Source organism: Roseomonas indoligenes (assembly GCF_017813365.1).
GTDB lineage: Bacteria > Pseudomonadota > Alphaproteobacteria > Acetobacterales > Acetobacteraceae > Roseomonas > Roseomonas indoligenes.
In genome coordinates this window covers 50,754-76,092 of the sequence record NZ_JAGIZA010000001.1, presented here as the reverse complement: position 1 = coordinate 76,092, position 25,339 = coordinate 50,754, and the positions used below count along the sequence as shown (strand labels likewise).

Sequence of the window (25,339 nt, the reverse complement as noted above, 5' to 3'; positions counted from 1 at the left end):
GTGACCGCGCTGGTGCTGGCGGGGCAGCGGCGCGGGACGGACCCGATGGCCGCGGCGGCCGGCGTCTCGCACAAGGCGCTGCTGCCGGTGGCGGGCAGGCCGATGCTGTTGCGGGTGCTGGCCGCGCTGCGGGCGGCGCCAGGGGTCGGGCGCGTGGTCGTGTCCATCGAGGAGCCAGGGCGCGTGCTGGCAGGGCTGGAGACGGCGCTGGACGGCGTGGTCCTGCGCCCCTCGGCGACGAGCCCGGCGCGCAGCGCGGCGGCGGTGCTCGAGGAGTTCGGGGCGCCGCTGCTGGTGACCACGGCCGACCACGCGCTGCTGACGCCGGACATGGTGGAGCACCTGCTGCGGACGGCGCCGCCAGGCGCCTCCGCGGTCGCGGCGCTGGCGCGGCGGGAGACGATCCTGGCGGAGTTCCCGGATACGCGGCGCACCTGGCTGCGCTTCCGCGACGGCAGCTTCAGCGGCTGCAATCTCTTCCTGCTCGCGCGGCCGGAGGCGTCGCAGGTGCTGGCGTTCTGGCAGCGGCTGGAGGCGCAGCGGAAGCGCCCCCTGACCATGGCCCGGATGCTCGGCATCCGGCCGCTGATCCGCTACGCGCTGGGCCGGCTGACGTTGCGGCAGGGGCTGGACGCGCTCGGCGCGCGCTGCCGCACGCCCGTTGCCGTGACGGAGATGCCCTTCGGCGCGGCGGCCGTGGACGTGGACAAGCCGGACGACCTCGCCCTGGTGGAGGCGAGGCTGCGCGCCGAAGCGGCCTGAGAGCGCCGCCTTACCCCAGCGCGAGATCGGCGATGTAGGGATCCAGCGCGTGGAAGGCCGTCGCGGCCTCGCGCAGTTCCCGGCTGGCATGGGACCAGTACAGCACGGTGACCGCGAAGCCGTCCGCCACCAGCTGCGTCACCGCCGGCTCGTAGTCGCCATCGCCGGCGACGAGGGTGATCCGGTCACGGCGCGGGTCGCCGAAGCGGTAGGCGTCGCGGCAGAGCCGGGTGACCAGGCTCGTATCCACCCGCTTCTCCCGGCCGGAGAAGCCCCGCTCCACCGTCACCACCTCGAAGCCGGCCCCGGCGGCGTGGCGCCACACGCCGGCATTGGTGTCCGTGGTGCTGCCGAAGAGCACGGCCCGCACCGGTCCCTCGGCCCGGGCGAGCAGGGCCATCAGGCGGTAGAGGTCCAGCCGGTAGTGGAAATCGGGCACGCCCCTCTGCCCCGCATCTTGGGGGCTGCTGGCGAGGCCACGCGCCACCGCGCTGACCTTCTGGGCCTCGATGAAGAGGTTGCTGCTGTCGATATAGGCGAGGTGCGTCAGCTGCCCCTCCCCTGCCCGCGCCTATCGCCAGGTCGGTTGGCCGAGCCCCGGTGAGCTGTCATAGGACTGCGGCGGGGCGTCACGCCGCCCGTCGAACGAGGTGCCGGGCTCCGGGTCGTCCAGGCGGTTCCGCAGCGGCCGGCCGTAGGACGTCTCGTCCTGCGGCTGGTACCGGGCCGGGTCCTGGGGTTGGTACTGCTGCTGGTACTGGGGCTGGTACGGCTGCTGATACTGGAATTGGTCCCGCGGCTGGTCCTGTTGCTGGTACGGGGGCTGATACGGCTGCTGGTACTGGGGAGCCCTGTCCCGGCCGTACCCGTCGCCCCACCCTGCCGGCCCGCCCTGGGGCGGCCCGGCATAGCCCGGGCCACCATCCGGCCTGGCACCGTACGGCTCCTCGCCGGGTCGGTAGGCCGGGGCGGCGCCGTAGCCGCGGTACTGCGGCGGGCTGTCATAGGAGGACGGCCCCGTCGCGCCGGGCGGAACCGGCGGCGGCAGCGCGTAGCCGCCGGCCGGTGCCTGCGGCGGGTAGGGCTGCGAGTAGACGGGCGCGTAGTAGCCCGGGGGCGGCACGCAGGCCGAGAGCAGCAGCCCGGCCGCCCCGACGGCGAGAATGGTCCTGACCGGCATCATCGATGCTTTCCTCGTGGAGCTTGGGGCAAGAGAACGTCCCAACGATGGCAGCATTCCGGCCGACCGGTGTCGCCGCCAGGACATCGGCGCCACCCCTTGCCGCCGTCGCCCGCCCCTCGCAGAGTGCGCGCAACGATACGGGGAGGGAAACAATGACCGAGACGATGCACCGCCGAACCCTGCTCTCGGCCGCCGCCGCCCTGCCGGTCCTGGCCGCCCCGCGCCTTGCCGCCGCGCAGCCCCGCTACAAGCCGGAATACAAGATCACCGTGGTGGGCAACCGCCCCATCGCCCTCTCGGAATCCGCCTTCGTCTGGGCGGACCTGGTGAACCAGCGCAGCGAGGGGCGGCTGAACTTCAAGGTCTATCCCGGCTCCTCCCTCGTCGGCGGCGACCAAACGCGGGAGTTGGTGGCGATCCGCCAGGGCGTGATCGACGGCGCCGTCTTCTCCACCATCAACATCTCCCCGCAGGTGCGGGAGATGAACCTCTTCTCCCTCCCCTTCCTCATGCCCGGCCATGCCGCCTTCGACGCGCTGGTGGCGAGCGAGGTGGGCGCCGCCCTGTTCCGCACCCTCGCCCAGCGCGACATCGAGCCCCTGGCCTGGGGCGAGAACGGCTTCCGCGAGATCAGCAACAGCAAGCGCGCGATCCGCGCCCCCGCCGACCTGCGCGGGCTGAAGATCCGCTTCGCCGCCGGCGCGATCTTCTCCGAGATCTACACGGCGCTGGGCGCCAACCCCGTGCAGATGTCCTTCGCCGACCTGCAGCCGGCGCTCTCCACCGGCGCGGTGGACGGGCAGGAGAACCCGGTGAACCTTTTCCTCGGTTTCCGCATGGACACGCTGGCGCAGAAGCACCTGACGATGTGGAACTACTGCGCCGATGCCGGCATCGTCTCCATCAGCAAGCCCGTGCTCGCCAGCCTGGAGCCGAGGGACCGCGAGATCGTGGTGGAGGCGGCGCGGGAGGCCGGGCAGGCCGGCAACACCGCTGCCCGCAAGGGCCTCGGCGTCATGCCCGGCGGGGACCGCTCCTCGCTGGAGGAATGCGCGCGGCGCGGCGTGGAGGTGATCGACCTCTCCCCCGCCGACAAGCGCGCCTTCGCCCAGGCCACCCGCCCCGTCTATGACAAATGGGCCGCCACGGTCGGCACCGACCTCGTCCGCAAGGCCGAGGCCGCCATCGCCCGCGTGAGCTGACGCACCCAAGGCCACCATGACCGATCACGCCGATATCCAGGCCCCGGGCCTTCAGCTCGGGGAAGCCCCGCCGCGCATCCCCATCACCGTGGAAGGCGCGCTGGCCGCGGCCGCCATGGCGGTGCTGGCCGTGATCACCATGGCCAACGTCGCCATGCGTTACCTCACCGACATCTCCATCGCCTTCACCGAGGAGTACTCGGTGGCGATCATGGTGGTGATGACCTTCCTCGGCAGCGCCGCGGCCTTCGGGGCCGACCGGCATATCCGCGTCACCTACTTCACCGAGAAGCTGCCCCTTCGCACCGCCCGCATGGTGGAGATCTTCGTCCTCCTCTGCGGACTCTTCGTCTTCGGCGCACTCGCCTGGTTTGGCGCCTTCTACACCTGGGACGAGTACCGCTTCGAGGTCCTCTCCCCCGGCCTCGGCGTGCCGCAATGGCTCTACACGGGCTGGATGCCGCTCATGTCCCTCGTCATCTGCGCGCGCCTTCTCGGCCGCATGATTCGGGTGGCCCGCGCGTGACTCTCGCGATCCTGCTGCTCGTCGGCCTCTTCATCCTGCTCATGATCGCGGGCGTGCCCATCGGCGTCGCCATGGGGCTCACCGGCTTCCTGGTGATCGCGATGGAGGGCATGGGCGTCATGGCCCTGCCCACCAACATCTGGACGGGCATCGCGAAGTACCCGCTCCTCGCCCTACCCATGTTCGTCCTCGCGGGAATGGTGTTCGAGCGTGCGGGCGTGGCCGCGCGCATGGTCGGCTTCGCGCAGCTTCTCGTCGGCAACCGCACGGGGGCGCTGGCCATCGTCGCCGTCCTGCTCTGCATGATCCTCGGCGGCGTCAGCGGCTCCGGCGCGGCGGATGCGGCGGCGGTCGCCGCCGTGATGGTGCCGCCCATGCTCCGCCAAGGCTACCCGCCTTCCTACGTCGCCTCCCTCACCGCGGCGGGCGGATCGACGGACGTGCTGATCCCGCCCTCCATCCCCTTCATCGTCTACGCCGTGCTGGTGCCGGGCGTCTCCGTCCCCGCGCTCTTCCTGGCGGGCGTCGTGCCCGGCATCCTCTCGGGCCTGGCGCTCATCATCCCCGCCGTCTGGCTTGCCCGGCGCGGCGGCTTCGGCCTGCCGGAGCCCCGCTCCGCCCGCCCGCCCCTCACCGCCGCCCGCCTCTGGCGCTCCTTCCTCGAAGCCCTCTGGGGCCTCGCCGCGCCGGTCGTGATTCTCGGCGGCCTCCGCTCCGGCGCCTTCACCCCAACAGAGGCGGCGGTGGTCGCCGTCTTCTACGGCCTCTTCGTTGGCGTGGTGGTCTATCGAAGTCTCACCTGGCGCGACATCTACGAGGTGCTGCGCGACAGCGCGGAGATCTCCGCCGTCGTCCTCCTCATCATCGCGCTGGCCGCCATCTACGCCCATGCCGGCAGCGCCGCCGGCATCTTCGACGCGCTGGCGACCCTGCTGATCGGCCTGACCACGAACGAGACGGTCATGCTGCTCGCCATCACCGTGCTGCTGATGATCGCCGGCACGGCGCTGGACGCGATCTCCACCTACCTCATCTTCCTCCCCATCCTCCTGCCCATCGCCGCCCTGTTCCACTGGGATCTGACCTGGTTCGGCGTGATCATCACCATGAACGTCGCCATCGGCGCCTTCACCCCGCCGACGGCCGTGAATCTCATGGTCACCTGCCGCATCGCCGGCTGCACCATGGAGAGCACCATGGTCTGGGTCTGGTGGTTCCTGCTGGCCATGACGGCCGTGCTGCTCGCCGTCACCTTCGTGCCGGAGATCGCGCTGGCCCTGCCGCGCTGGATGGGCGACCTGTAAGGGGTTACAGCCCCTTCATTCCGTCCTGCCAAGGATTGGCGCAGGGGCGGGCCGGAATGCACAAACCGGCGCCAGCAGGCCGGGGAGGAAGCGTCCTCGCCCGCTGGCACGCTTCTCGCAAACCGGCTGGCAGACCGGCCCGCCGCGGAAGCCCCGCGGGCGCACCGGCCCTTGTGGGACGCGAGAAGAATGAACAGCAACATCACCCGCCGCGCCGCCCTGGCCGGCCTGGGCGGCGCCCTGGCCCTGCCCGCCATCCGCCCCGCCTTCGCCCAGGGAGCCCCGATCAAGGTCGGCGTCCTCCACTCCCTCTCCGGCACCATGGCCATCAGCGAGACCGCGCTACGCGACACCGTGCTGATGATGGTGGAGGACCAAAACAAGAAGGGCGGCGTGATGGGCCGCCGGCTCGAGGCCGTGGTGGTGGACCCCGCCTCCAACTGGCCCCTCTTCGCCGAGAAGGCGCGGGAGCTGCTGGCCGTCTCCAAGTGCGACGTGGTCTTCGGCTGCTGGACCTCCGTCTCCCGCAAGTCCGTCCTGCCGGTCTTCGAGGAGCTGAACGGCCTTCTCTTCTACCCCGTGCAGTACGAGGGCGAGGAGCAGTCCAAGAACGTGTTCTACACCGGCGCCGCCCCGAACCAGCAGGCGATCCCGGCCGTGGAATACCTGATGGGCAAGGACGGCGGCGAGGCCAAGCGCATCGCGCTGCTCGGCACGGACTACGTCTATCCCCGCACCACCAACCGGATCCTCCGCGCCTACCTGAACAGCAAGGGCATCGCGGACGCCGACATCATGGAGGAGTACACTCCCTTCGGTCACTCCGACTGGCAGGGCATCGTCTCCCGCGTGAAGCGCTTCGCGGGCGAGGGCAAGAAGACCGCCATCGTCTCCACCATCAACGGCGACGCCAACGTCCCCTTCTACCGCGAGCTCGGCAACCAGGGCATCAAGGCCGAGGACATCCCCTGCGTCGCCTTCTCCGTCGGTGAGGAGGAGCTGGCGGGCATCGACACCAAGCCGCTGGTCGGCCACCTGGCTGCCTGGAACTACTTCATGTCCGTGGAGGGCGCGCCGAACACCGCCTTCAAGAAGATGTGGGCCGACTACATCAAGTCCGACAAGCGCGTGACCAACGACCCGATGGAGGCCACCTACACCGGCTTCCGCATGTGGGTGCAGGCGGTGGAGAAGGCCAAGTCCACGGGCGTGGATGCGGTGCGCGAGGCGATGTACGGCCAGAAGATCATGGCGCCCTGCGGCTATGAGGAGGTGATGGGCACCAACCACCACCTCTCCAAGCCCGTGATGATCGGCGAGGTCATGGAGAACGGCCAGTTCAACATCGTCTACAAGACGCCGAACGCCATCCCCGCCGAGAACTGGTCCCCCTTCATCCCCGAGAACAAGAACCGCCGGGGCTGATGGAGAAGAGGGCGGCGGGGCAACCCGCCGCCCGCACGATCATGACGCGCATCCTCCCCCTTCTCCTGGTCCTGCTGTTCGCACTTCCTGCCGCCGCGCAGGACGCCTTCCTCGACGCGCTGCCCGGCCTCGCCGGCGGCTTCGGGACCCAGGCGGAGGCGGTGGAGCGCCTGGGCGCCGGGGGCGACGCCCGCGCCCTGCCCGTGCTGCGCGCCCTGTCGGACAGCACCCTCCGCAAGAACGGCAGCACCGTCATCCTGCCGGACGGCACCGATGCCGCGACCGGCCGCCCCGCCGACACGGCGGGCGCGGAGACGGTCCGCATCAACAACCGCGTCCGCTCCGCCCTGCGCGGCGCCCTGGGCCGCCTGCAGCTCGTCTCCGCCCACGCGGATGAACGCTACGCCGCCGCGGACTCCGTCTTCCGCAGCCGCAGCGCCGACAATGTCGCCCCGCTGGAAGCCGCCATCGCCAGGGAATCCGTCCCGCGCGTGAAGGAGCGGCAGCAACTCGCCCTCGCCGCCTCCCGCCTCGTCGCCGCCGATGCCGCGGTGAAGCGCCAGGGCATCGCCACCCTCGGCGAAGCCTCCTCCGAGGACGCCCGCGCCCTCCTGCTTGAAGCCCGCGCCGCCAACCCCGACATGACGGCCGAGATCGACCGCGCCGTCGCCTCCATCGACAGCCGCCTGACCTTCAAGCGCGCCGCGGAAACCCTGTTCCAGGGCCTCTCCCTCGGCTCCGTCCTGCTCCTCGCCGCGCTGGGCCTCGCCATCACCTTCGGCGTCATGGGCGTGATCAACATGGCGCATGGCGAGTTCGTCATGCTCGGCGCCTACACCACCTTCGTGGTGCAGGAGGCCTGCCGCGGCATCCCCTGGCTGCTGCCCTGGTCCCTCCCCCTCTCAGTCCCCGCCGCCTTTCTCGTCGCCGGCCTCGCGGGCACTGCGTTGGAGCGCGGGCTGATCCGTCACCTCTACGGCCGCCCGCTGGAAACCCTGCTGATGACCTTCGGCGTCGGCATGATCCTGCAACAGGCCGTGCGCCTGGCCTTCGGCGCCCAGAACCGGGAGGTCCTCTCCCCCGCCTGGATGCAGGGCATCCTCTCCCTGCCCGGCGGCATCAACATCACGCAGAACCGCCTCTGGGTTATCGTCTTCTCCCTCCTCGTCCTCGGCCTGACCCTCGCCGCCATTCGCCTGACCCGCTTCGGGCTGGAGATGCGCGCGGTGGTGCAGAACCGCCGCACCGCCGCCACCATGGGCATCCGCACGGGCCGGGTGGACGCGCTGACCTTCGCCTTCGGCTCCGGCCTCGCCGGGATGGCGGGCGTGGCGCTCTCCCAGATCGACAACGTCTCCCCCAATCTCGGCACGGGCTACATCATCGACAGCTTCATGGTCGTGGTCTTCGGGGGCGTCGGCAGCCTCATCGGCACCCTCGTCGGCGCCATGGGGCTGGGCGTGCTGAACAAGGTCATCGAGCCCTGGGCCGGCGCCGTGCTCGCCAAGGTCGCAGTCCTGGTGATCATCATGCTCTTCATCCAGCGCCGCCCGCGCGGCCTCTTCGCCCTCAAGGGCCGGGCGGCCGAGGCATGAGCGCCACCACCGCCCCCGCCGGGACCACCCGCGGCATCCCCGCCCGGCAGATCCTGCGCGGCGCGATCCTGATCGCGATCCTGCTCCTCGCCCTGCTGCCCCTGCTGAACCACCTGCCCGCCGACAGCGCCTTCCGCGTCTCGGACTTCACAGTGGCCGTCACGGGCAAGTGGATCTGCTACGCCGTGCTGGCGCTCGCCATCGACCTGGCCTGGGGCTATGCCGGCATCCTCTCCCTCGGCCACGGCGCCTTCTTCGCCCTCGGCGGCTACGCCATGGGCATGCACCTCATGCGCCTGATCGGTCCGCGCGGCGTCTACGGCCATCCCGTGCTGCCGGACTTCATGGTCTTTCTCGGCTACCGGGAACTGCCCTGGTACTGGCTGGGCTTCGACCACTTTCCCTACGCGATCCTGATGGCGATGGTGGTGCCGGGACTGCTGGCCTTCGTCGTCGGCTACCTCTCCTTCCGCAGCCGCATCACCGGCGTCTACTTCTCCATCATCACCCAGGCGATGACCTACGCCCTGATGCTCGCCTTCTTCCGCAACGACATGGGCTTCGGCGGCAACAACGGCTTCACCGACTTCAAGCAGCTGCTGGGCGTGCCGCTGAACACCCAGGGCGCGCGCGCCGGCCTCTTCTACGCCGCCCTCGCGCTGCTCGCCGGTTCGCTGGTGCTCTGCCGCCACATCGTCGGCACGAAGCTCGGCCGCGTCCTCGTCGCGGTGCGGGATGCGGAGAGCCGGGTGCGCTTCCTCGGCTACTCCGTCACCGCCTTCAAGCTCACGGTCTTCGTCCTCTCTGCCGTGCTGGCGGGGCTGGCCGGCGCCCTCTACGTGCCGCTGGTCGGCATCATCAACCCCGGCGAGTTCGCCCCGGGCAATTCGATCGAGGCGGTGATCTGGGTCGCCGTCGGCGGCCGCGGCACCCTCATCGGCGCCCTCCTCGGCGCCTTCTCCGTAAACGCGCTGAAGACCTGGCTCACCTCCGTCGCGCCGGACCTCTGGCTCTTCGTGCTCGGCGGCCTCTTCGTCGCCGTTACGGTCTTCCTCCCCCGCGGCCTCATCGGCCTCTTCCGGAGTGCCGCGAAGTGAGCAAGCCCGGCCTCTACATGGACGGCGTCTCCGTCGTCTTCGACGGCTTCCGTGCCCTCAACAACCTCTCCCTCATCGTCGATCCCGGGGAGCTGCGCGCCATCATCGGCCCCAACGGCGCAGGCAAGACGACGATGATGGACGTCATCACCGGCAAGACCCGCCCTACCGCCGGCACGGTCAGGTTCGGGGATGCCGACCTGACCAGGATGGACGAGGCCCGCATCGCCAATCTCGGCATCGGCCGCAAGTTCCAGAAGCCCACCGTTTTCGACGCGCTGACGGTGTTCGAGAACCTGGAACTGGCGCTGAAGGCGCCGCGCGATCCCTGGTCCTGCCTGCGCTGGGCCCTGGGCGGGGAAGCCCGCAAGCGGATCGAGACGGTCATGGAGGAGATCGGCCTCTCCGCCCGCGCTGGGGACCCCGCCGCCATTCTCTCCCACGGCCAGCGCCAATGGCTGGAGATCGGCATGCTCCTGATGCAGGACCCCGACCTGCTGCTGGTGGACGAGCCCGTGGCGGGCATGACCGACCAGGAGACCGAGCACACCGCCGCCCTGCTCCGCCGCATCGCCGGCACCCGCAGCGTGGTGGTGGTGGAGCACGACCTGGAATTCGTCCGCGCGCTGAACAGCAGGGTCACGGTGCTGCACGAGGGCACGCTGCTCTCCGAGGGGAGCATCGACACTGTGCAGAACGACCCGCGCGTCATCGAAGTCTATCTGGGGCGCTGAGGGATGCTGCGAGCCACCGACATCCGCCTCTCCTACGGCGCCAGCCTCTGCCTGCGCGGCGTGAACCTCTCCGCCGATCCCGGCAGGATCACCTGCGTCCTCGGCCGCAACGGCGTCGGCAAGTCCTCCCTCATGCGCTCCGTCATGGGGGTGGAGCGCATCAGCGGCGGCCGAATCGAGTGGGAGGGTAAGGACATCGCCGGCATGTCCCCCGCCGATCGCGCCCGCGCCGGCATCGGTTATGTCCCCCAGGGCCGCGAAATCTTCCCCTTCCTCACCGTGCAGGAGAACCTGGAGACGGCGCTCGCCGCCGCTCCGCGCGGCAGCAAGATCTCGTCCGAGGTCTTCGACCTCTTCCCCATCCTCCGCCAGTTCCTGCGCCGCCGCGGCGGCGACCTCTCCGGCGGCCAGCAGCAGCAGCTCGCCATCGCCCGCGCCCTGACCGCCCGCCCGCGCCTGCTGATCCTCGACGAGCCGACGGAGGGTATCCAGCCCAGCGTCATCAAGGACATCGCCCGTGTCATCCGCCACCTGGCGAAGGACCGCGGCATGGCCGTGGTGCTGGTGGAGCAGTATTTCGAGTTCGCCCGCGACCTGGCCGACCGCATCACCGTCATGGTCCGCGGCGAGGTGGCGCTGGACGGCGAGGCCGGGGCGCTGGAGGAGGACTCCGTCCGCCGCCTTCTCACGGTGTGACCCGCCGCGTCCGGAAGGGGCGATTCAGGAAGGCTTGAGGATTGCGGCGCAGCATGGGGGCGGCCGCGGCAATCCTGCCGTCGGCGCGGCCTGGACACCCCTCATGCCCCTCCCGCTCAACCGGCTGCGCATCCGCGGCCGCATCCTGCTCTCGATCGGCCTTCTCCTCACCGTGCTGGCCGGGCTGGGCGGCTTCGCCCTGCACCGGATCGACGGGATGAACCGCGTCTCCGCCGATCTCGCGGACAACTGGCTGCCCAGCGCCCAGGCCCTCGGCGACGTGGCGCTGGAGTTCGAGAAGCTGCGCGCGCGGGAGACGCAGATGATCCTGCGCGCCGATGAGCGCCGCGGCCACTCCATCGGCCTGACGGTCGAGAGCCACAAATTGGTGGACGACGCGCTGGCCCGCTACCGCGCCCTGGTGAGCGGCGCGGAGGAAGGGGCCCTGCTGCGCGCCATGGACTCCGCCTGGGCCGGCTACCGCCCGCACAGCGAGGGCATGGTCGCCGCCGCGCGCGCCAACGACAATACCCGCGCCTCCGAGATCCTTTTCCGAGCCACCACCCAGCCCCTCGCGGCGGTCCGGCAGGCGACCGACGCCGCCCGCCGCTTCCAGACGGAGGGCGGCAACGCCGCCGCCGCCGCCGGGAAGGCGCTGGGCGCCTCGGCCCTTGCCTGGATCATCGGCATCCTCGCCGCGGCGATCCTGGTCAGCCTCATGGTCGGCCTCGGGCTGGTGCGCGGCATTTCCGGCCCGATCATGGGCATCACCGCGGCCATGCGCCGCCTCGCCGCCCGAGACACCGGTGTTGCCATCCCCGGCGCCGGGCGCCGGGACGAGCTGGGCGAGATGGCCTCCGCCGTCGCCGTCTTCCGCGACAGCATGGTCGAGGCCGACCGCCTCTCCGCCGAGGCCGAATCCGCCCGTGCATCGCGGGAGGCGCGCGCGGCGGGGCTCGAGGCGCTGGTGCGCGGCTTCGAGGGGCGCGCAGGGGAGATGGTGCGGACCCTCTCGGCCGCGAGCACGGAGCTGGAGGCGACCGCGCGCGGGATGACCGGCACGGCCGAGGGCACGAGCGAGCGGGCGGACCGGGTGGTGGCGGCCGCCGGGGCGGCGAGCGGGGGCGTGCAGACGGTGGCGGCCGCCGCCGAGCAGCTGACCGCCTCCATCGGCGAGATCAGCCGGCAGGTGGCTCAGGCAACGGCCGCGGCCGGGCGGGCCGTGGAGGATGCGCGGCGGACGGACGGGACGGTGCAGGCCCTGGCCGAAGGCGCGGCGCGGATCGGGGACGTGGTGCGGCTCATCACGGACATCGCGGGCCAGACGAACCTGCTCGCGCTGAACGCGACGATCGAGGCGGCGCGTGCGGGCGAAGCGGGACGGGGCTTCGCGGTGGTCGCCTCCGAGGTGAAGACACTCGCTTCTCAGACAGCCAAGGCCACCGAGGAGATCGGGGCGCAGATCGCGGGAATCCAGGCCGCGACGGACCAGGCGGTGGTGGCGATCGGGGGCATCGGGCGCACGATCGAGGAGGTGAGCGGCATTGCCGTCGCGATCGCCGCGGCGGTGGAGGAGCAGAGCGCGGCGACCGGCGAGATCGCGCGCACGGTGCAGGAAACGGCCCGGGCGACGGAAGCGGTGACGGTGAACATCGCCGATGTCAGCCGCGGCTCGACCGAGACGGGGGCGGCCGCCGGCCAGGTCCTCTCGGCCGCCTCCGACCTCGCCCAGCAGGCCGAGCGCCTCAACGGAACCGTCGCCGGATTCGTGGCGGAGGTCAGGGCGGCCTGAACCACGCCCCGCCCTCCGCGTTGCCCCAGGGCAGATGCGGAGGGCGGCTGATGGTGGAAGCCAGGCGGGTGGCGCTGGTCACGGGGGGCGCGAAAGGCATCGGCGAGGGGATCGCACGCCGCTTGGCCGGTGATGGCTGGCACGTCGTCACCGCCGACACGGATCCGGGCGGCCCCGGCACCGCCGCTCGTCACGTTCAGGCCGACATATCGGACGAAGCGGCCGTGCGCGGCCTCGTGGATGGGATCGCTGCCAGGGAAGGCCGCCTGGATGGCCTCGTCTGCAACGCCGGCATCATGGTGCGGAAGCCTATCCGCGAGCTGACGCTGGAGGAGTGGTCCCGCGTGATCGGAACCAACCTCACCAGCACCTTCCTGCTGGCCCGCGCGGCGGAATCGCTGCTGCGGCAGGCGAAGGGCGCCATCGTCACGATCGCCTCCACCCGCGCCCACCAGTCGGAGCCGGATACGGAGAGCTACGCCGCCTCCAAGGGCGGTCTCCTCGCCCTCACTCACGCGCTCGCCATCAGCCTCGGCCCCGACGTGCGCGCGAACGTTATCTCCCCCGGCTGGATCAACGTGCGGGACGAGCGGCTGAGCGAGAGCGACCACGCCCAGCACCCCGCCGGCCGCGTCGGCACCGCCGCCGACATCGCCGCCCTTGCCGCCTGGCTGCTGGGCCCGGAGAGCGGCTTCGTCACCGGCGCCGAGTTCGTCAGCGATGGCGGGATGACCCGGAAGATGATCTACGAGGACTGAGTGGCCAGCCAGGCCGGCGCGCGGCGCGCCTTGAAGGCCGCGATGCCCTCATCCGCTTCACCGCTGGCCGCGCAGCGGGCGAAGGACTGCGCCCCGGCCTCGGCGTAGCCCTCGGGAACGGCGCCACCCAGCGCGGCAAGCATGCCCTTCGTCTCGGCCAGTGCCCCGGGCGCGCCCTGCAGCACGTCGGCCACGGTCGCCTCCACCAGCGCGTCCAGCGCCGCCGCGTCGGCCGCCGTCTGGTGCACCAGCCCGATCCGCCCGGCGTCCGCCGCGTCCAGCACGTTCCCCTGCAGGACCATCCGCGCGGCATGGCTGCGCCCGGTCCGCCGCACGATCCAGGGCAGGATTTGCGCCGCCACCAGGCCGCGCCGTGCCTCGGGCGCCGCGAAGCGGGCATCCGCGCTGGCGAAGGCGATGTCCGCCGCGCAGACGAAGCCCAGCCCCCCCGCGAAGGCGGATCCCTGCACCGCCGCGATCACCACCTGCGGCAGCGCCGCGATCGCCGCGAAGCGCGCGCCGATGGACCGGTTGCGCTCAAGCTGCGCCGCCATGCGCTGCTCCGGCGTACCGGTCTCGCCGCCCACCTCGCCGAGGTCCAGCCCTGCGCAGAAATGCCCGCCGGCGCCGGAGAGGATCAGCACCCGCGCCGCACGGTCCTCGCGCAGTTCCGCCAGCAGCCCGTCCAGCGCCGCGGAGAGCGCCCCGTTCAGTGCGTTGCGCCGCGCCGGCCGGTTCAGCACCGCCCGCACCACGCCGCCCTGCCGCGTTACCAGAAGCGGGCTCTCGTCGCTCATCGGGCGCTCCTCCATGTCCTTGCCCCTGTCTTGCCGCGCCGCCCCGGCCCCCGCAAGCTGGCGCCGCCCACCCTTGCCGCGGCGGGGAATGGTTCGATATCCAACGGTCGTCCAAGCCAGAACAACAGGTCCGGAATGTCCCAGCGGAACTTCACGCGCACCCAGGTCGGGATTGTCGGCTGCGGCCCTGCCGGACTTTTCCTCGCCCATCTCCTCCACCGCGCGGGCATCGAGAGCGTGATCGTGGAGAGCCGCACGCGCGAGGCGGTGGAGGGCACCATCCGCGCCGGCCTGCTGGAGCACTGGGTCACGGAGCTGATGCGCGACATGGGCCTCGGCGACCGCATGGCGCGGGAGGGCCACGCGCATGACGGCATCACCCTGCAGTACGGCGCCACGCGCTTCCACCTGCCGCTGGACGAACTCACGGGCGGCAAGCGCGTCACCCTCTACCCGCAGCACGAGGTGCTGATCGACCTCATCGCCGCTCGCCTGGCCGATGGCGGCAGGATCCATTTCGGCGTCTCCGACACGGCCTTCCACGACATCGAGACGGACCGGCCCCGCATCGCCTTCCGCCACCCGGACGGCACGCCGGACGAGTTGTCCTGCGACTACGTGGTGGGCGCGGACGGCTTCCATGGCCCCGGCCGCCGCGCCATCCCCGCCGCCGAGCGCCGGGAATACGACCGCACCTACCCCTTCGGCTGGCTCGGCATCCTCGCCCATGCCCCCCTTTCCTGGCACGAGCTGATCTACGCCCGGCATGAGGAGGGCTTCGCGCTCCTCACCACCCGCACGCCGGAGATCCAGCGCCTCTACATCCAGTGCGATCCGCGCGACGACATCGCGAACTGGCCGGACGAGCGCATCTGGGCCGCCCTGCACCGCCGCCTGGAGACCGCCGGCGACTGGAAGCTGGCGGATGGCCGGATCTTCCAGAAGGGCATCATCCCCCTCCGCAGCTTCGTCTGCGAGACGATGCGCCGCGGCCGCCTCTTCCTCGCCGGGGATGCCGCCCACATCGTGCCGCCCACCGGCGCCAAGGGACTGAACCTGGCGGTGGCCGACGTCCTCGTCCTGTCCCGCGCATTGGAGGCCGCCCTGCGGCGCGGCGATGAATCGGGGCTGGATGCCTATCCCGCAACCGCCCTGCGCCGCATCTGGAAGGCCGAGCGCTTCAGTTGGATGATGACCACCATGCTGCACGTGGACGCGGCCGAGACCCCCTTCGAGCACCGTATCCGCATGGCCGACCTGGACTTCCTCGCGGGCTCGCGCAACGCCCAGGCGGCGGTGGCGGAAAACTATGTCGGGCTGCCTTTCTGAGGGCGGTCTGTCCCGGGGAGAGGAAGAAGGAATTCTTCCTCTCCCCGGGCCCCTCACCATCATCTTTTTCTGGGCTTTGGGCTTGCCCGACTGACGGTGCGCCTCGGCTCGTGGAGTCGAGGCGATTGCAAAGGTTGGGATCAACCCCGATCACCGCGGCTAGCGTATCCAGTCAGTCCCGCGGCAGCCTGATGCAGGTTCAGGGGGCAGCGCCCCCCTGCCCCCGGACAGATCAGACCTTCAGATCACCACCCCACCACTGACATGCAGCGCCTGCCCGGTGATGTAGGCCCCGCCCACCCCGGCCAGGAAGGCCACGGCGGCCGCGACATCGGCCGGCTGTCCCAGCCGCCGCAGCGGGATGCGGGCCAGGATCGCCTCCCAGGCCGGCGCCTCCAGGGCGACATGGGCGCCCGGGTCCTTCTGGGTGAAGCCGGGCACCACCGCGTTGACCGTGACGTGCGGCGCCCACTCGATAGCCAGGGAACGCACCAGCGCCTCCACCCCTGCCTTGGCCGCCGCGCTGGCGGGGAAGGTCGCGGCATCCGTGCGGAACAGGTGCGCCACGAAGGAGGAGACGGCGATCATCCGGGCAGCGCTTCCTGCCTCCCCGGCCCGCAGCAGGTGGGGCCCCGCCGCCCGCGCCAGGCGCATGAAGCCCCAGAGGATCGTGTCGGCGCTGCGGGCGAAATTCTCGTCCGTCATCGCCCCGATCTGCGTCCGGTCGGCGAAGCCGGCATTGGCGACCACGACCTCCAGCCCGCCGAAGGCCGCCACGGCTTCATCCACCAGCCGTGCGGGGGTTGCCGGCTCCGTCAGGTCGCCCGTCAGCACCACCGCCTCGGCGCCGGCGGCGCGCAGATCGGTCGCCACGGCCTCCGCCCCAGCCCGGTTGCCCCGGCAATGCACCGCGATGGCGACACCCGGCCCGGCCATGGCCCGTGCCGCCGCCGCTCCGATCCCGCTGGACGCCCCGGTGATCAGGATCCGCCGCTCCGCCATTCACGCCTCTCCTCCTGGTAAGCGGCCAGAATGGGACGGGAAGCGCTTGGCGGCGAGGGAAGGGCAACGGACAGGGGCGCGGCACAGTAAAATGCCAGATCGCGAAGACGTGATCGGGTCTGTCAGAGTGCCGGCAGGGGGTCTCCTGATATCCGCCCGCAGTTCTGCCAAGAACCGGGCCGGGATTTCCACCCGTGCTGCTTCGGCCTTCACCGCTTTACCACTGGCTTACAAAGGTGATGGCCTTACACCCCTGAGTTGCAGTAAAAGATAAATTCCCTGGGACAGGACATGTGGGTGCCTCACGGCCAGGAAAACTTGATGCCCGAAGCCCGGCCGGCGGATCGGCCGCCGCACATCGTGCTCGACATCTCCCGCTTGCTGGCATGCAGCGCCAAGGTCGCGCCCTCGGGCATCGACCGCGTGGAGATGGCCTATGCCCGCCGCTGGGCGGCCATGCCGGAAGGCAGCTGCACCTTCGTCGCCCAGGCGCTCGCGGGTGACTACGTGGCGCTGCCCTGGCGCGCCGTGGTGGGCTACGTGGCCATCCTCGCCCGCGCCTGGGGGCAGACCGATCCGGGCGCCCGCGACGCCGCCCGCGCCCGCCGCCTCTCCGCCAGCCTTCGCTGGCGCGTCATGGGCGGCCTCGGCCAGCGGCAACTGGCCCGGCGCCTGAAGGAGCCGGACCCGAAGGCCTTCCTCCTCGTCTCCCACCGCGCGCTGGAACGGGACCGGCCGATCCGGATGATGCGGGAGGCGGGTTGCGCCTTCGTCCCCCTTATCCACGACCTCATCCCCGCCACCCACCCCGAATACGCCCGCCCCGGCCAGGCGGAGCGGCACCTCCGGCGCATCGCCACCACCGCGGCCCTGGCGGACGCCATCATCGTGAACTCGGCCGATACGGAGGCGGCGCTGCGCCCGCACCTGCGCGTGCGGGACATCCCGCCGCCGGTGATGGTCGCCCCGCTCGGGATCGAGCCGCCGCCGGCTCCTAACCCGGCCCTGCCGGCCGAGCCCTACTTCGTCGTGCTCGGCACGATCGAGCCGCGCAAGAACCACCTCCTCCTGCTCCATCTCTGGCGCGACCTGGCCCGGCGCATGGGCCAGCGCACGCCCCACCTCCTCGTGGTCGGGCGTCGCGGCTGGGAGAACGAGAACGTGGTGGACATCCTGGAGCGCTGCGACGCGCTCCGCGGCACCGTGCGCGAGGTTGGCCAAGTGGCGGACCGCGAGGTGTGGGAGATCCTGCGCGGCGCCCGCGCCTTGCTCTTCCCCTCCTTCGCGGAGGGCTACGGCCTGCCGCTGGCCGAGGCGCTGGCCCTTGGCGTGCCCGCCATCTGCTCCGACCTGCCCGCCCTGCGCGAGGTCGGCGGCGAGGTGCCGGACTACCTGGACCCGCTGGACGGCATCGCCTGGCGCTCCGCCATCCTCGACTACATGCAAACCGACAGCCAGGCCCGGGAAGCTCAGCTCGCGCGCCTCGCCGGCTGGCGCGCGCCGCGCTGGGACGAGCACTTCGCCCGGGTGGACGAGGTGCTGTGCCGGCTGGCTCGCACCTCCGGGCGCGCGCGTCTCCTGCGCGCCACCCTGCCTTCCTGGCTGCGCCCGCGCGCGCTGCGCGACCGGGCCGCCCTGAGCCACAGCCGCAGCACGGGCCCGACATGAACCGCCGCCCCACCCGCCCGAAGGCGGAGAACGGCGCGCGCCCGCGGCCGCTCCGCGCCGAGCCCATCGCCGTGGTTGGCGCCGCCTGCCGCTTCCCCGGCGCGCCCGACCTGGATTCCTTCTGGTCCCTCCTTGCCGAGGGGCGGGACGCCGTCTCCACCCTGCCGGCGGACCGCTTCAGCCAGGACTGGTTCTACCACCCCAACCGCAGCGAGCCAGGCCGCTCCTACACCTTCGCCGCCGGCCATCTCGGCGACATAGCGGGCTTCGACGCCCCGCATTTCGGCCTCTCCCCCCGCGAGGTGTCGGAGGCCGACCCGCAGCAGCGCGTCCTGCTGGAGGTCGTCTCCGAGGCGCTCGAGGATGCGGGCTGGCCCGCATCCTCCGTCGCGGGGCGGGAGATCGGCGTCTTCGTCGGCGGGTCCTCCACGGACTATGCCGAGCTGCGGCTGTCGGATCCGGCGAGCCTCGACCGCTATTTCATGACCGGCAACACCCTCTCCATCCTGGGGAACCGGATCACCAACGTCTTCGACCTGCGCGGCGGGGCGCAGACGATCGACACCGCCTGCTCCTCCTCCCTCGTCGCCCTCTCCCATGCCGTGGACGCGCTGCGCGCCGGCCGGATCGAGGCGGCCCTGGTGGGTGGCGTGCAGCTCCTCCTCTCGCCCTACCCGTTCACCGGCTTCTCCCGCGCCTCCATGCTCTCCCCCACCGGGCGCTGCCACGTCTTCTCGGCGGGCGCCGACGGCTACGTGCGCGGCGAGGGCGCGGGGGCGGTGGTGCTCAAGCCCCTCGGCGCCGCGCTGGCGGACGGGGACTTCATCCGCGGCGTGATCCTGGCCGCGGGAGTGAACTCGGTGGGCCGCTCCATCGGCCTCTCCCTTCCCGATCCCCAGGCCCAGGCCGCCCTGATCCGCCAGGTGCTGGACGAGGCCGGGGTGGCCCCGTCCCGCGTGACCTATTTTGAGGCCCATGGCACCGGCACCCAGGCCGGCGACCCGGTTGAGGCCACCGCGATCGGCAGCGTCCTCTCGGCGCGGGCAGCCGGCATCCGCCCGGTGCCGCTGCCCGTCGGCTCGGTGAAGTCGAATATCGGCCACCTGGAGACCGCCTCCGGCATGGCCGGCCTCATCAAGGCTCTGCTGATGCTGGAGAAGCGGGAGATCCCGCCGAACCTGCATTTCGACACCCCGAACCCGCGGATCGACTTCGAGGCACTCAACATCCGCGTCCCCACGGCGCGGGAGCCGCTGCCCGGCCGCGCGCCCGTGATCGGGGTGAATTCCTTCGGCTTCGGCGGCACCAACGCGTCCCTTTTCCTCGCCCCGCCGCCGGTCACCGCCGCCCGTCCCGCCGAGGCCGGGCCGGCCGCGGCGCTGCCGCCCCTGGTCCTCTCCGCCCGCTCCTCCGAGGCGCTGCCGGCTGCCGCGCGGTCCTGGTCGGCCGCCCTGCGCGCCCGGCCGGAGGACGCCCCGGCGATGCTGCGGGGCTTGGCCCGCCACCGCGACCTGCACCCTCACCGTCTGGTCATGCGCGGGGACGCCGCCTCCCTCGCGGACCAGCTGGCCTCCTACGCGGAGGGCGAGCCCGCCGGAATCCAGGGCGTTGCCCCCACGGCGGCGGGCGCGGCCGGCCCCGCCTTCGCCTTCTCCGGCAACGGCTCCCAGTTTCCGGGCATGGCGCGCGAGGCGATGGCGCATTCCCGCCCCTTCCGGGAGGCGGTGGAGGCCGCGGACGCCGAGCTGACCCCGCGCCTCGGCTGGTCCGTCGCCGCCGCCCTGGCGGACGGCATCACCGCCGAGGCCCTGGCCGCGACGGAAGTCGCCCAGCCCGCTCTGTTCGCCGTGCAGCACGGCCTCGTCGCCGCCCTGGCAGGGGAAGGGATCACCCCCGCCCTCGTGCTCGGCCACTCCGTCGGCGAGGTCGCCGCGGCGCTGGCCGCCGGCATCCTGGACCTGGGCGGTGCCGCCCGCCTCATCGTCGCCCGCTCCACCGCGCAGGCGCGCACGCGGGGCCGGGGCCGCATGGCGGCCTTCAACACCTCCGAGGAGGAGGCGCTGCCCCTCCTCGCCGAGTGCGGCCCGGGGCTGGAGATCGCCGCCCGCAACGCGCCGCGCGCCCTGACCGTGGCGGGACCGGCGGAGGCCATCGCCCGCCTCGTGGCCGCCGCCCGGCGGGACCGGCACACGATCATCCCGCTGGACCTGGACTACGCCTTCCACTCCGCCGCCATGGACGAGGTGGAGGGAAGCCTGCGCGAATCCCTGGCCGGGCTGCAGCCCGCCGCACCGCGCCTGCCCTTCCTCTCCACCGTCACCGGCGGGCTCCTGGAAGGGATGGCGGACGCCACGTACTGGTGGCGCAACCTGCGCGCGCCCGTGCGCTTCGCCGATGCGGCGGCGGAGGCCGGGCGGCTCGGTGCGCGGCCGGTGATCGAGGTCGGCCCTCACCCCATCCTGCAATCCTACCTGCGAGAGGCCCTGCGCGCCGCCAAGGCCGAGGCGCCGATCCTCGCCACCCTCTCCAAGCGCGACCTGCCGGGCGATCCCATTCCCGGCATCGCGGACCGCGCGACGGCGGCGGGCGCCGATCCGCGGGGGGCCCCCGCCTTCGCCGGCCCCGCCCTGCGGCGCGGCCTGCCCCCCACCCCCTATGTCCGGCGGCGGCACTGGTATCCCGATACGGCGGAGTCCTACCGGCTGCACGACCCGGTGCTGGACCACCCCCTGCTGGGCTTCCGCCGCGAATCCGATCCGGCGGAGGGCTTCGCCCACTGGACGCGCAACGTGGATTCCGCCCTGCTGCCCTGGCTGGCCGACCACCGGCTGGGCGAGGAGGCGGTGATGCCCGCCGCGGGGATGGCGGAGATGGCGCTGGCCGCCGCCGCGCGCCGCTTCCCGGAAGCGGAGGCGCTGGAGCTCTCCGCCTTCCAGATCCTGCGCCCCCTGCCCGTGCCGCCCGGCGACCGGGAGGGCGGCAGCCAGGAGGTCCGCTTCCGCCTGGCCGATGACGGCACCTTCCGCCTGGAATCCCGCCGCCGCATGAGCGGCGAGGCCTGGTCCCTGCACGCGCGCGGCCTGCTGCGCCCTGCGACACTGGGGTCCCTGCCGGAACTGCCCCCGGCGCCGGAGGGCGGCCGGGGCGTGGCCGAGCCCGCGCTGCACGCCGTGGCCGCCCGCTGCGGCCTGGATTACGGCCCGGCTTTCCGCCCGGTCCAGCACGTCGCCATCAATGCCGGCGGCCGCTCGGCGGAGGTGTCGCTGGACCTTCCTGCCTCGGCGCCGGCGGACGAGGGCTTTCTCCTCCACCCCGTGCGGCTGGACGGCGCGATGCAGGGCCTGATCGGCCTGCTGACAGACCGCGGCGGCGCCGGGGACCGCCCGATGATGGACCGCCTGGGCGAGACCCCGGGCGAAGCGCTGGTGCCCGTGCGATTCGAGCGGCTGGTGCTGCGGCGCGGCGCCGCCCCGGCCACCCGCGCCGCCCTGGCCCTCACCCATGCCGGCAGCCGCGCGGCGGAGGCCAGGCTGGTGCTCGGCGATGCCGCGGGCCGCGCCGTGGCGCTGGCCGAGGGTGTCTGGTTCCAGCGCGCCCGCCTGGGCCGGGCCGAGGCGGCGGAGGTTTCCGCTTTCCGGCTGGAGGACCAACCCGCCCTGGATCCCTTCCTGCCCGCCCCCGATCCCGGGCGCGCGCTGGACCTTGCGCTCGGCGCCGCCGGGGCGCGCGACGAATCCCTCGATCTCTCCGAGTACGCGCTGCTGCTGGAAGGCTATGTCGCTGCCGCCACGGCGCGCGGCTTCGCGGCCGCCGGCGACGGCCTCATCCAGCCCTCCACCCCTTATGCGGTCGCCATGCTGCGCGCGCTGGTGGAGGACGGGCTGGCCGCTGCCGAGGGCCCGGGCTGGCGCCTGCTGCCCGCCGAGGATCTTCCGGCACCGGAGGATATCTGGCGCTCCGTCCTCATCGAGCGGCCCGCCCTGGCCCAGGACCTCGCGATCATCGCCCAGGCGACGGAGCGGCTGCCGGAGGCCCTGGCGGGCCACCTGCCGCCGGAATCCGCCCGCCTCCGCGTTCCCGAGGAATCGGGCGCCTTCGACCGCATGGGCCAGGTGCTGGCCGATGCCGCCGCGGCCGTGGCGGCCGCCTGGCCGGCCGACCGCCCGCTCCGCGTGCTCGACCTCGGCCCCGCCGCCCTCACCCGTCACCTTTCGGCCGGCCTCGCCCGTTCCGGCCGCCGCATCCTCCACATCCTGGCCGGCGACACGCGCCCCGAGCCCCCCGCCCAGCCGATGGCGGAGGTGGTGGCGGTGGACTGGGACCCCGCCAGCGGTGCCCCGCCGCCCGTCGTCGCGGACCTCGTCGTCGGGCTGCATCCCGGCGCGCGCGGGGGTACCGCCACCGGAATCCTGCACGGCCTCGCCGCCGCCCTGGCGGAAGGCGGGACCCTGCTCGCGGTGGAGCCGGTTCCCGGCCGCCTGATGGACTTCGTGCGCGGCCAGGACCCGCAGAGCTGGTCCCTGCCCGCCCTGCCCGGCGCCGATGCCTGGCGCGACGCCCTTGCGGCGGAGGGCTGGGCGGCGCCGCGGGCCGAGCCGCTGCTCTGCTCGCCCTGGGCCGCCCTTCTCGTCGCCGCCCAGCGCCCGGCCCCTGCCCCCGCCATCCCCGCCGCCACGTCCGGGCAGCGCTTCGTCCTCCTCGCCGATTCCGGCGCCGCGCCGCTGGGGGAGGCTCTGGGCGCCGCCCTGTCCAAGGCCGGTGCCGTGGTGGAGTCCCACCGGCTGGAGGACGCCTCCGCCCTGCCGCCCCGCGCGCTGCGGGGCGCGGCGGTGGTCGCGGTCGCCAACCCGGCCGGGCCGGCCGAGGTGGCACCGCTCGCCACCAGCCTCGCCGGGATCACGAAGATCGCCGCCGCCGCGTCCGGCTCCTGCGCGGGCTTCACGCTTCTCGCCCAGGGCGGCGGGATGACCGCGGCAGCGGAGGCCGTGCGCGCCCTTGGCCGGGTGCTGGCGAATGAGATGCCGGAACTGGCGCCGCGGCGGATCCTGGTGGACGCCGCCCTCGCCCCCGCCGCCGCCGCCCGTCGCCTCGTGCCGGAGCTGCTCGCCCATGGCTCGGAGCCGGAGGTCATCCTCGGCCTCTCCAGCCGCCGCGTGCCCCGCGTGGCCCAGGAAGGCCTGTTCTACGGCCCGGTGCAGGGCCCGCTCTGCCGCCCGCCCCAGCCCGGCCCTGCCGCGCGGCTGGCCGTGCGCCAGCCCGGTGCCCTCGCCTCCCTCGCCTGGGAGCCGATGGAGCCCCTGCCCACCCCCGGCCACGGCGAGGTCCGGCTGCGCGTGGAGGCCGCCGGGCTGAACTTCCGCGACCTGATGTGGGCCCAGGGCCTGCTGCCGGAGGAGACGCTGAAGGACGGCTTCGCCGGCGCCGGCCTCGGCATGGAATGTGCGGGCGTGGTGATGGAGGCCGGGCCGGGCGTGCCCTTCCACCCAGGCACCCGCGTGTTCGGCTTCGCGCCCCGGGCCCTGGCGGGGGCCGTCCTCACCCGCGCAGAGGCCCTGGCGCCGATCCCGGAGGGGCTGACCTCAACCGCCGCCGCCACCATCCCCGTCGCCTTCCTCACTGCCGTCTACGCGCTGGAGACCTGCGCGGGGATCGCCCCGGGGGAGCGCGTGCTGGTCCATGGCGGTGCGGGCGCCGTGGGGCTGGCCGCCCTGCAGGTGGCCCAGGCCGCGGGCGCGCAGGTGGCGATGACCGCGGGCACGGAGGCCAAGCGCGCCTTCCTGCGCGCGGCCGGCGCCGACCTCGTGCTGGACAGCCGCGCGGCGGGCTTCGACGACGCGCTCCGCCGCCACTGGCCGGACGGGGTGGACGTGGTGCTGAACTCCTTGGCGGGGGAGGCGATGGAGCGCTCCATCGCCTTGGTGAAGCCCTTCGGCCGCTTCATCGAGCTCGGCAAGCGCGACTATGCGGAGGACCGGCGCATCGCGGTGCGCCCCTTCCGCCGCAACGTCACCTATTTCGGCGTGGACGTGGACCAGCTGCCGAAGGCCCGGCCCGCCGAGGCGGCGCGGCTGCTGGAATCCATCCGCGGCCGCCTCGCCTCCGGCGACTTCCGCCCCCTGCCCTATGCCCGCCGCGCGGCGGAGGAGGCGGAGGGCGCCTTCCGGCTGCTGCAGGCCAGCGGCCATATCGGCAAGATCGTCGTGCTGCCCCCGCGCGAGGAGGAGCCGCGCCCCGCCGCCTGGTCGCCCCGCAGCGGCGGCACGATCCTCGTCACCGGCGGCACCTCCGGCTTCGGGCTGGAATGCGCCAAGTGGCTCGCCGCCCACGGCGCGGAACGCATCGCCCTCGTCTCCCGCCGCGGCCCGGCCACGCCGGGCGCGCCGGAGGCGGTGACGGCCCTGGCATCCCTCGGCGCCCGGGCCAGCCTGCACGCGGCGGATGTCGCCCACCGCCCGTCCCTCTCCGCGCTGCTGGCGGAGTTGCGGGCGGAAGGGCCGATCACCGGCGTGGTGCATGCCGCCACGGTCCTGGACGACGGCGCGGCAGGCGCCATGGACGCCGCCCGCTTCGCCGCCCTGCTCGGCCCGAAGCTGGTGGGGGCGGAGAACCTGGACAGGCTGACGGCCGAGGACCCTCTCGACCTCTTCCTCCTCTTCTCCTCGGCCACCACGGCCTTCGGCAATCCGGGCCAGGCGAACTACGTGGCCGCCAATGCGGGGCTGGAAGCCCTGGCCCGCCGCCGCCGCGCCCGGGGCCGCCCGGCGCTGGCCGTCGGCTGGGGCCCGATCGCCGATGCCGGCATCCTGGCGCGGGAGGAGGAGACGGCCCGCACCCTCGCCCGCCGCCTGGGCGTGGAGCCCATGGCGGCCCGGGACGCGCTGGAGGCCCTGCCCGGCCTCATCGCCGCCGGCCATCCCGTCGTCTGCCTCGCCCGCGTGGCCTGGAAGCGCGCGGGCACTGCCCTGCCGGTGCTGCGGGAGCCCGCCTTCGCCGCCCTGCGCGGCCGGGCGGAGGAGACGGATGCCGACATCGCGGACATGCGCGCCCACCTGATGGCCCTGCCCACCGCCGAGGCCCAGGCCCTGCTGGCCCGGATCGGCGCGGAGGAACTGGGCCGCATCCTGCGCCTGCCGCCGGAGAGCATCGGGGCCGACGTGCCGGTCGCGCGGCTGGGGCTGGACAGCCTCGGCGGGCTGGAGCTGCGCGGAGCGCTGGAAGCCCGCCTCGGCATGGCCGTGCCGCTCTCCGCGGTGACGGAGGACCTGACCGTGGCGGGCCTGGCCGCGCGCATGGTGGACGGCCTGTCCGGCGGGGCGCGGGAGGCGCAGCTCAACTCCCTGCTCGGCCAGTTCGAGCCGGGTTCCAGCGCGCCCGGCCCGGACACGCTGACGCCGGAGCCGACGCCGGCCGACGCGGCGACCCTACCGGACAGGGCCGGCGCCACCTAGATTGGCCGGCATGGAGACACG

Annotated in this window: 18 protein-coding genes; 14 read left to right on the top strand and 4 right to left on the bottom strand. The window is 73.0% G+C overall.

Translation table 11 applies throughout. The features are described 5' to 3' along the window. Positions 1 to 762, top strand: coding sequence for a nucleotidyltransferase family protein (locus tag J5Y10_RS00340; protein ID WP_342452814.1), 762 nt, complete (start codon positions 1 to 3; stop codon positions 760 to 762). Between the two features lie 10 nt (positions 763 to 772). Here J5Y10_RS00340 and J5Y10_RS00335 read toward each other — a convergent pair whose 3' ends face one another. Further along, complete coding sequence (locus tag J5Y10_RS00335; RefSeq protein WP_209369698.1) at positions 773 to 1,249, bottom strand: NYN domain-containing protein; 477 nt, start codon at positions 1,247 to 1,249, stop codon at positions 773 to 775. Between the two features lie 84 nt (positions 1,250 to 1,333). Further along, positions 1,334 to 1,945, bottom strand: a complete 612-nt coding sequence (locus J5Y10_RS00330; protein ID WP_209369697.1) for a chromosomal replication initiator protein DnaA — start codon at positions 1,943 to 1,945, stop codon at positions 1,334 to 1,336. Between the two features lie 152 nt (positions 1,946 to 2,097). Between J5Y10_RS00330 and dctP the strand changes: the two genes are divergently transcribed. From dctP to J5Y10_RS00280, 10 genes are all read left to right on the top strand, one after another. Next, on the top strand, positions 2,098 to 3,147 hold the full coding sequence (gene dctP / locus J5Y10_RS00325) for a TRAP transporter substrate-binding protein DctP (RefSeq protein ID WP_209369696.1): 1,050 nt from the start codon (positions 2,098 to 2,100) through the stop codon (positions 3,145 to 3,147). 16 nt (positions 3,148 to 3,163) lie between these two features. Beyond that, positions 3,164 to 3,673 carry a TRAP transporter small permease gene (locus tag J5Y10_RS00320; RefSeq protein ID WP_209369695.1) on the top strand — a complete coding sequence of 170 codons (510 nt, stop codon included), beginning with the start codon at positions 3,164 to 3,166 and terminating at the stop codon, positions 3,671 to 3,673. Further along, positions 3,670 to 4,977 (top strand): TRAP transporter large permease, encoded by a 1,308-nt coding sequence (locus tag J5Y10_RS00315; protein ID WP_342452790.1) that lies wholly within the window; start codon positions 3,670 to 3,672, stop codon positions 4,975 to 4,977. Before J5Y10_RS00320 ends, J5Y10_RS00315 begins: the two co-directional genes overlap by 4 nt. 189 nt (positions 4,978 to 5,166) lie before the next feature. Next, positions 5,167 to 6,402: an urea ABC transporter substrate-binding protein gene (gene urtA, locus J5Y10_RS00310; protein WP_209369693.1), complete on the top strand. Its 1,236-nt coding sequence runs from the start codon at positions 5,167 to 5,169 to the stop codon at positions 6,400 to 6,402. Then, on the top strand, positions 6,402 to 7,997 hold the full coding sequence (urtB, locus tag J5Y10_RS00305; protein WP_245214159.1) for an urea ABC transporter permease subunit UrtB: 1,596 nt from the start codon (positions 6,402 to 6,404) through the stop codon (positions 7,995 to 7,997). The genes urtA and urtB overlap by 1 nt, the downstream gene beginning before the upstream one ends. Next, positions 7,994 to 9,094 carry an urea ABC transporter permease subunit UrtC gene (gene urtC, locus J5Y10_RS00300; RefSeq protein ID WP_209369692.1) on the top strand — a complete coding sequence of 367 codons (1,101 nt, stop codon included), beginning with the start codon at positions 7,994 to 7,996 and terminating at the stop codon, positions 9,092 to 9,094. Before urtB ends, urtC begins: the two co-directional genes overlap by 4 nt. Positions 9,095 to 9,111: 17 nt before the next feature. Further along, positions 9,112 to 9,828, top strand: a complete 717-nt coding sequence (gene urtD / locus J5Y10_RS00295) for an urea ABC transporter ATP-binding protein UrtD (protein WP_209370232.1) — start codon at positions 9,112 to 9,114, stop codon at positions 9,826 to 9,828. A 3-nt stretch (positions 9,829 to 9,831) separates the two neighbouring features. After that, complete coding sequence (gene urtE, locus J5Y10_RS00290) at positions 9,832 to 10,524, top strand: urea ABC transporter ATP-binding subunit UrtE (protein ID WP_209369691.1); 693 nt, start codon at positions 9,832 to 9,834, stop codon at positions 10,522 to 10,524. Between the two features lie 103 nt (positions 10,525 to 10,627). Beyond that, entirely contained in the window at positions 10,628 to 12,316 is a 1,689-nt protein-coding gene (locus J5Y10_RS00285) for a methyl-accepting chemotaxis protein (RefSeq protein ID WP_209369690.1), read from the top strand. A gap of 50 nt (positions 12,317 to 12,366) precedes the next feature. Next, positions 12,367 to 13,074 carry an SDR family oxidoreductase gene (locus J5Y10_RS00280; RefSeq protein WP_209369689.1) on the top strand — a complete coding sequence of 236 codons (708 nt, stop codon included), beginning with the start codon at positions 12,367 to 12,369 and terminating at the stop codon, positions 13,072 to 13,074. On the opposite strand, the gene J5Y10_RS00275 is transcribed toward J5Y10_RS00280, so the two are convergent. Beyond that, positions 13,062 to 13,871, bottom strand: coding sequence for an enoyl-CoA hydratase/isomerase family protein (locus J5Y10_RS00275; protein ID WP_209369688.1), 810 nt, complete (start codon positions 13,869 to 13,871; stop codon positions 13,062 to 13,064). The two genes, J5Y10_RS00280 and J5Y10_RS00275, sit on opposite strands and share 13 nt — an antisense overlap. 135 nt (positions 13,872 to 14,006) lie before the next feature. Here J5Y10_RS00275 and J5Y10_RS00270 point away from each other — a divergent pair, with 135 nt between their 5' ends. Continuing rightward, the gene (locus tag J5Y10_RS00270; RefSeq protein ID WP_209369687.1) at positions 14,007 to 15,200 is read left to right on the top strand and encodes a 4-hydroxybenzoate 3-monooxygenase; all 1,194 of its coding nucleotides are present in this window, start codon (positions 14,007 to 14,009) and stop codon (positions 15,198 to 15,200) included. Between the two features lie 240 nt (positions 15,201 to 15,440). Here the strand turns inward: J5Y10_RS00270 and J5Y10_RS00265 are convergent, their stop codons facing one another. Then, the gene (locus tag J5Y10_RS00265; RefSeq protein ID WP_209369686.1) at positions 15,441 to 16,202 is read right to left on the bottom strand and encodes an SDR family NAD(P)-dependent oxidoreductase; all 762 of its coding nucleotides are present in this window, start codon (positions 16,200 to 16,202) and stop codon (positions 15,441 to 15,443) included. A 321-nt stretch (positions 16,203 to 16,523) separates the two neighbouring features. On the opposite strand from J5Y10_RS00265, the gene J5Y10_RS00260 reads away from it, so the two are divergent. Together J5Y10_RS00260 and J5Y10_RS00255 are read left to right on the top strand one after the other, a co-directional pair. After that, positions 16,524 to 17,870, top strand: coding sequence for a glycosyltransferase family 4 protein (locus J5Y10_RS00260; RefSeq protein WP_245214158.1), 1,347 nt, complete (start codon positions 16,524 to 16,526; stop codon positions 17,868 to 17,870). Beyond that, complete coding sequence (locus J5Y10_RS00255; protein WP_209369684.1) at positions 17,867 to 25,318, top strand: type I polyketide synthase; 7,452 nt, start codon at positions 17,867 to 17,869, stop codon at positions 25,316 to 25,318. The genes J5Y10_RS00260 and J5Y10_RS00255 overlap by 4 nt, the downstream gene beginning before the upstream one ends. Positions 25,319 to 25,339 lie beyond the last annotated feature (21 nt).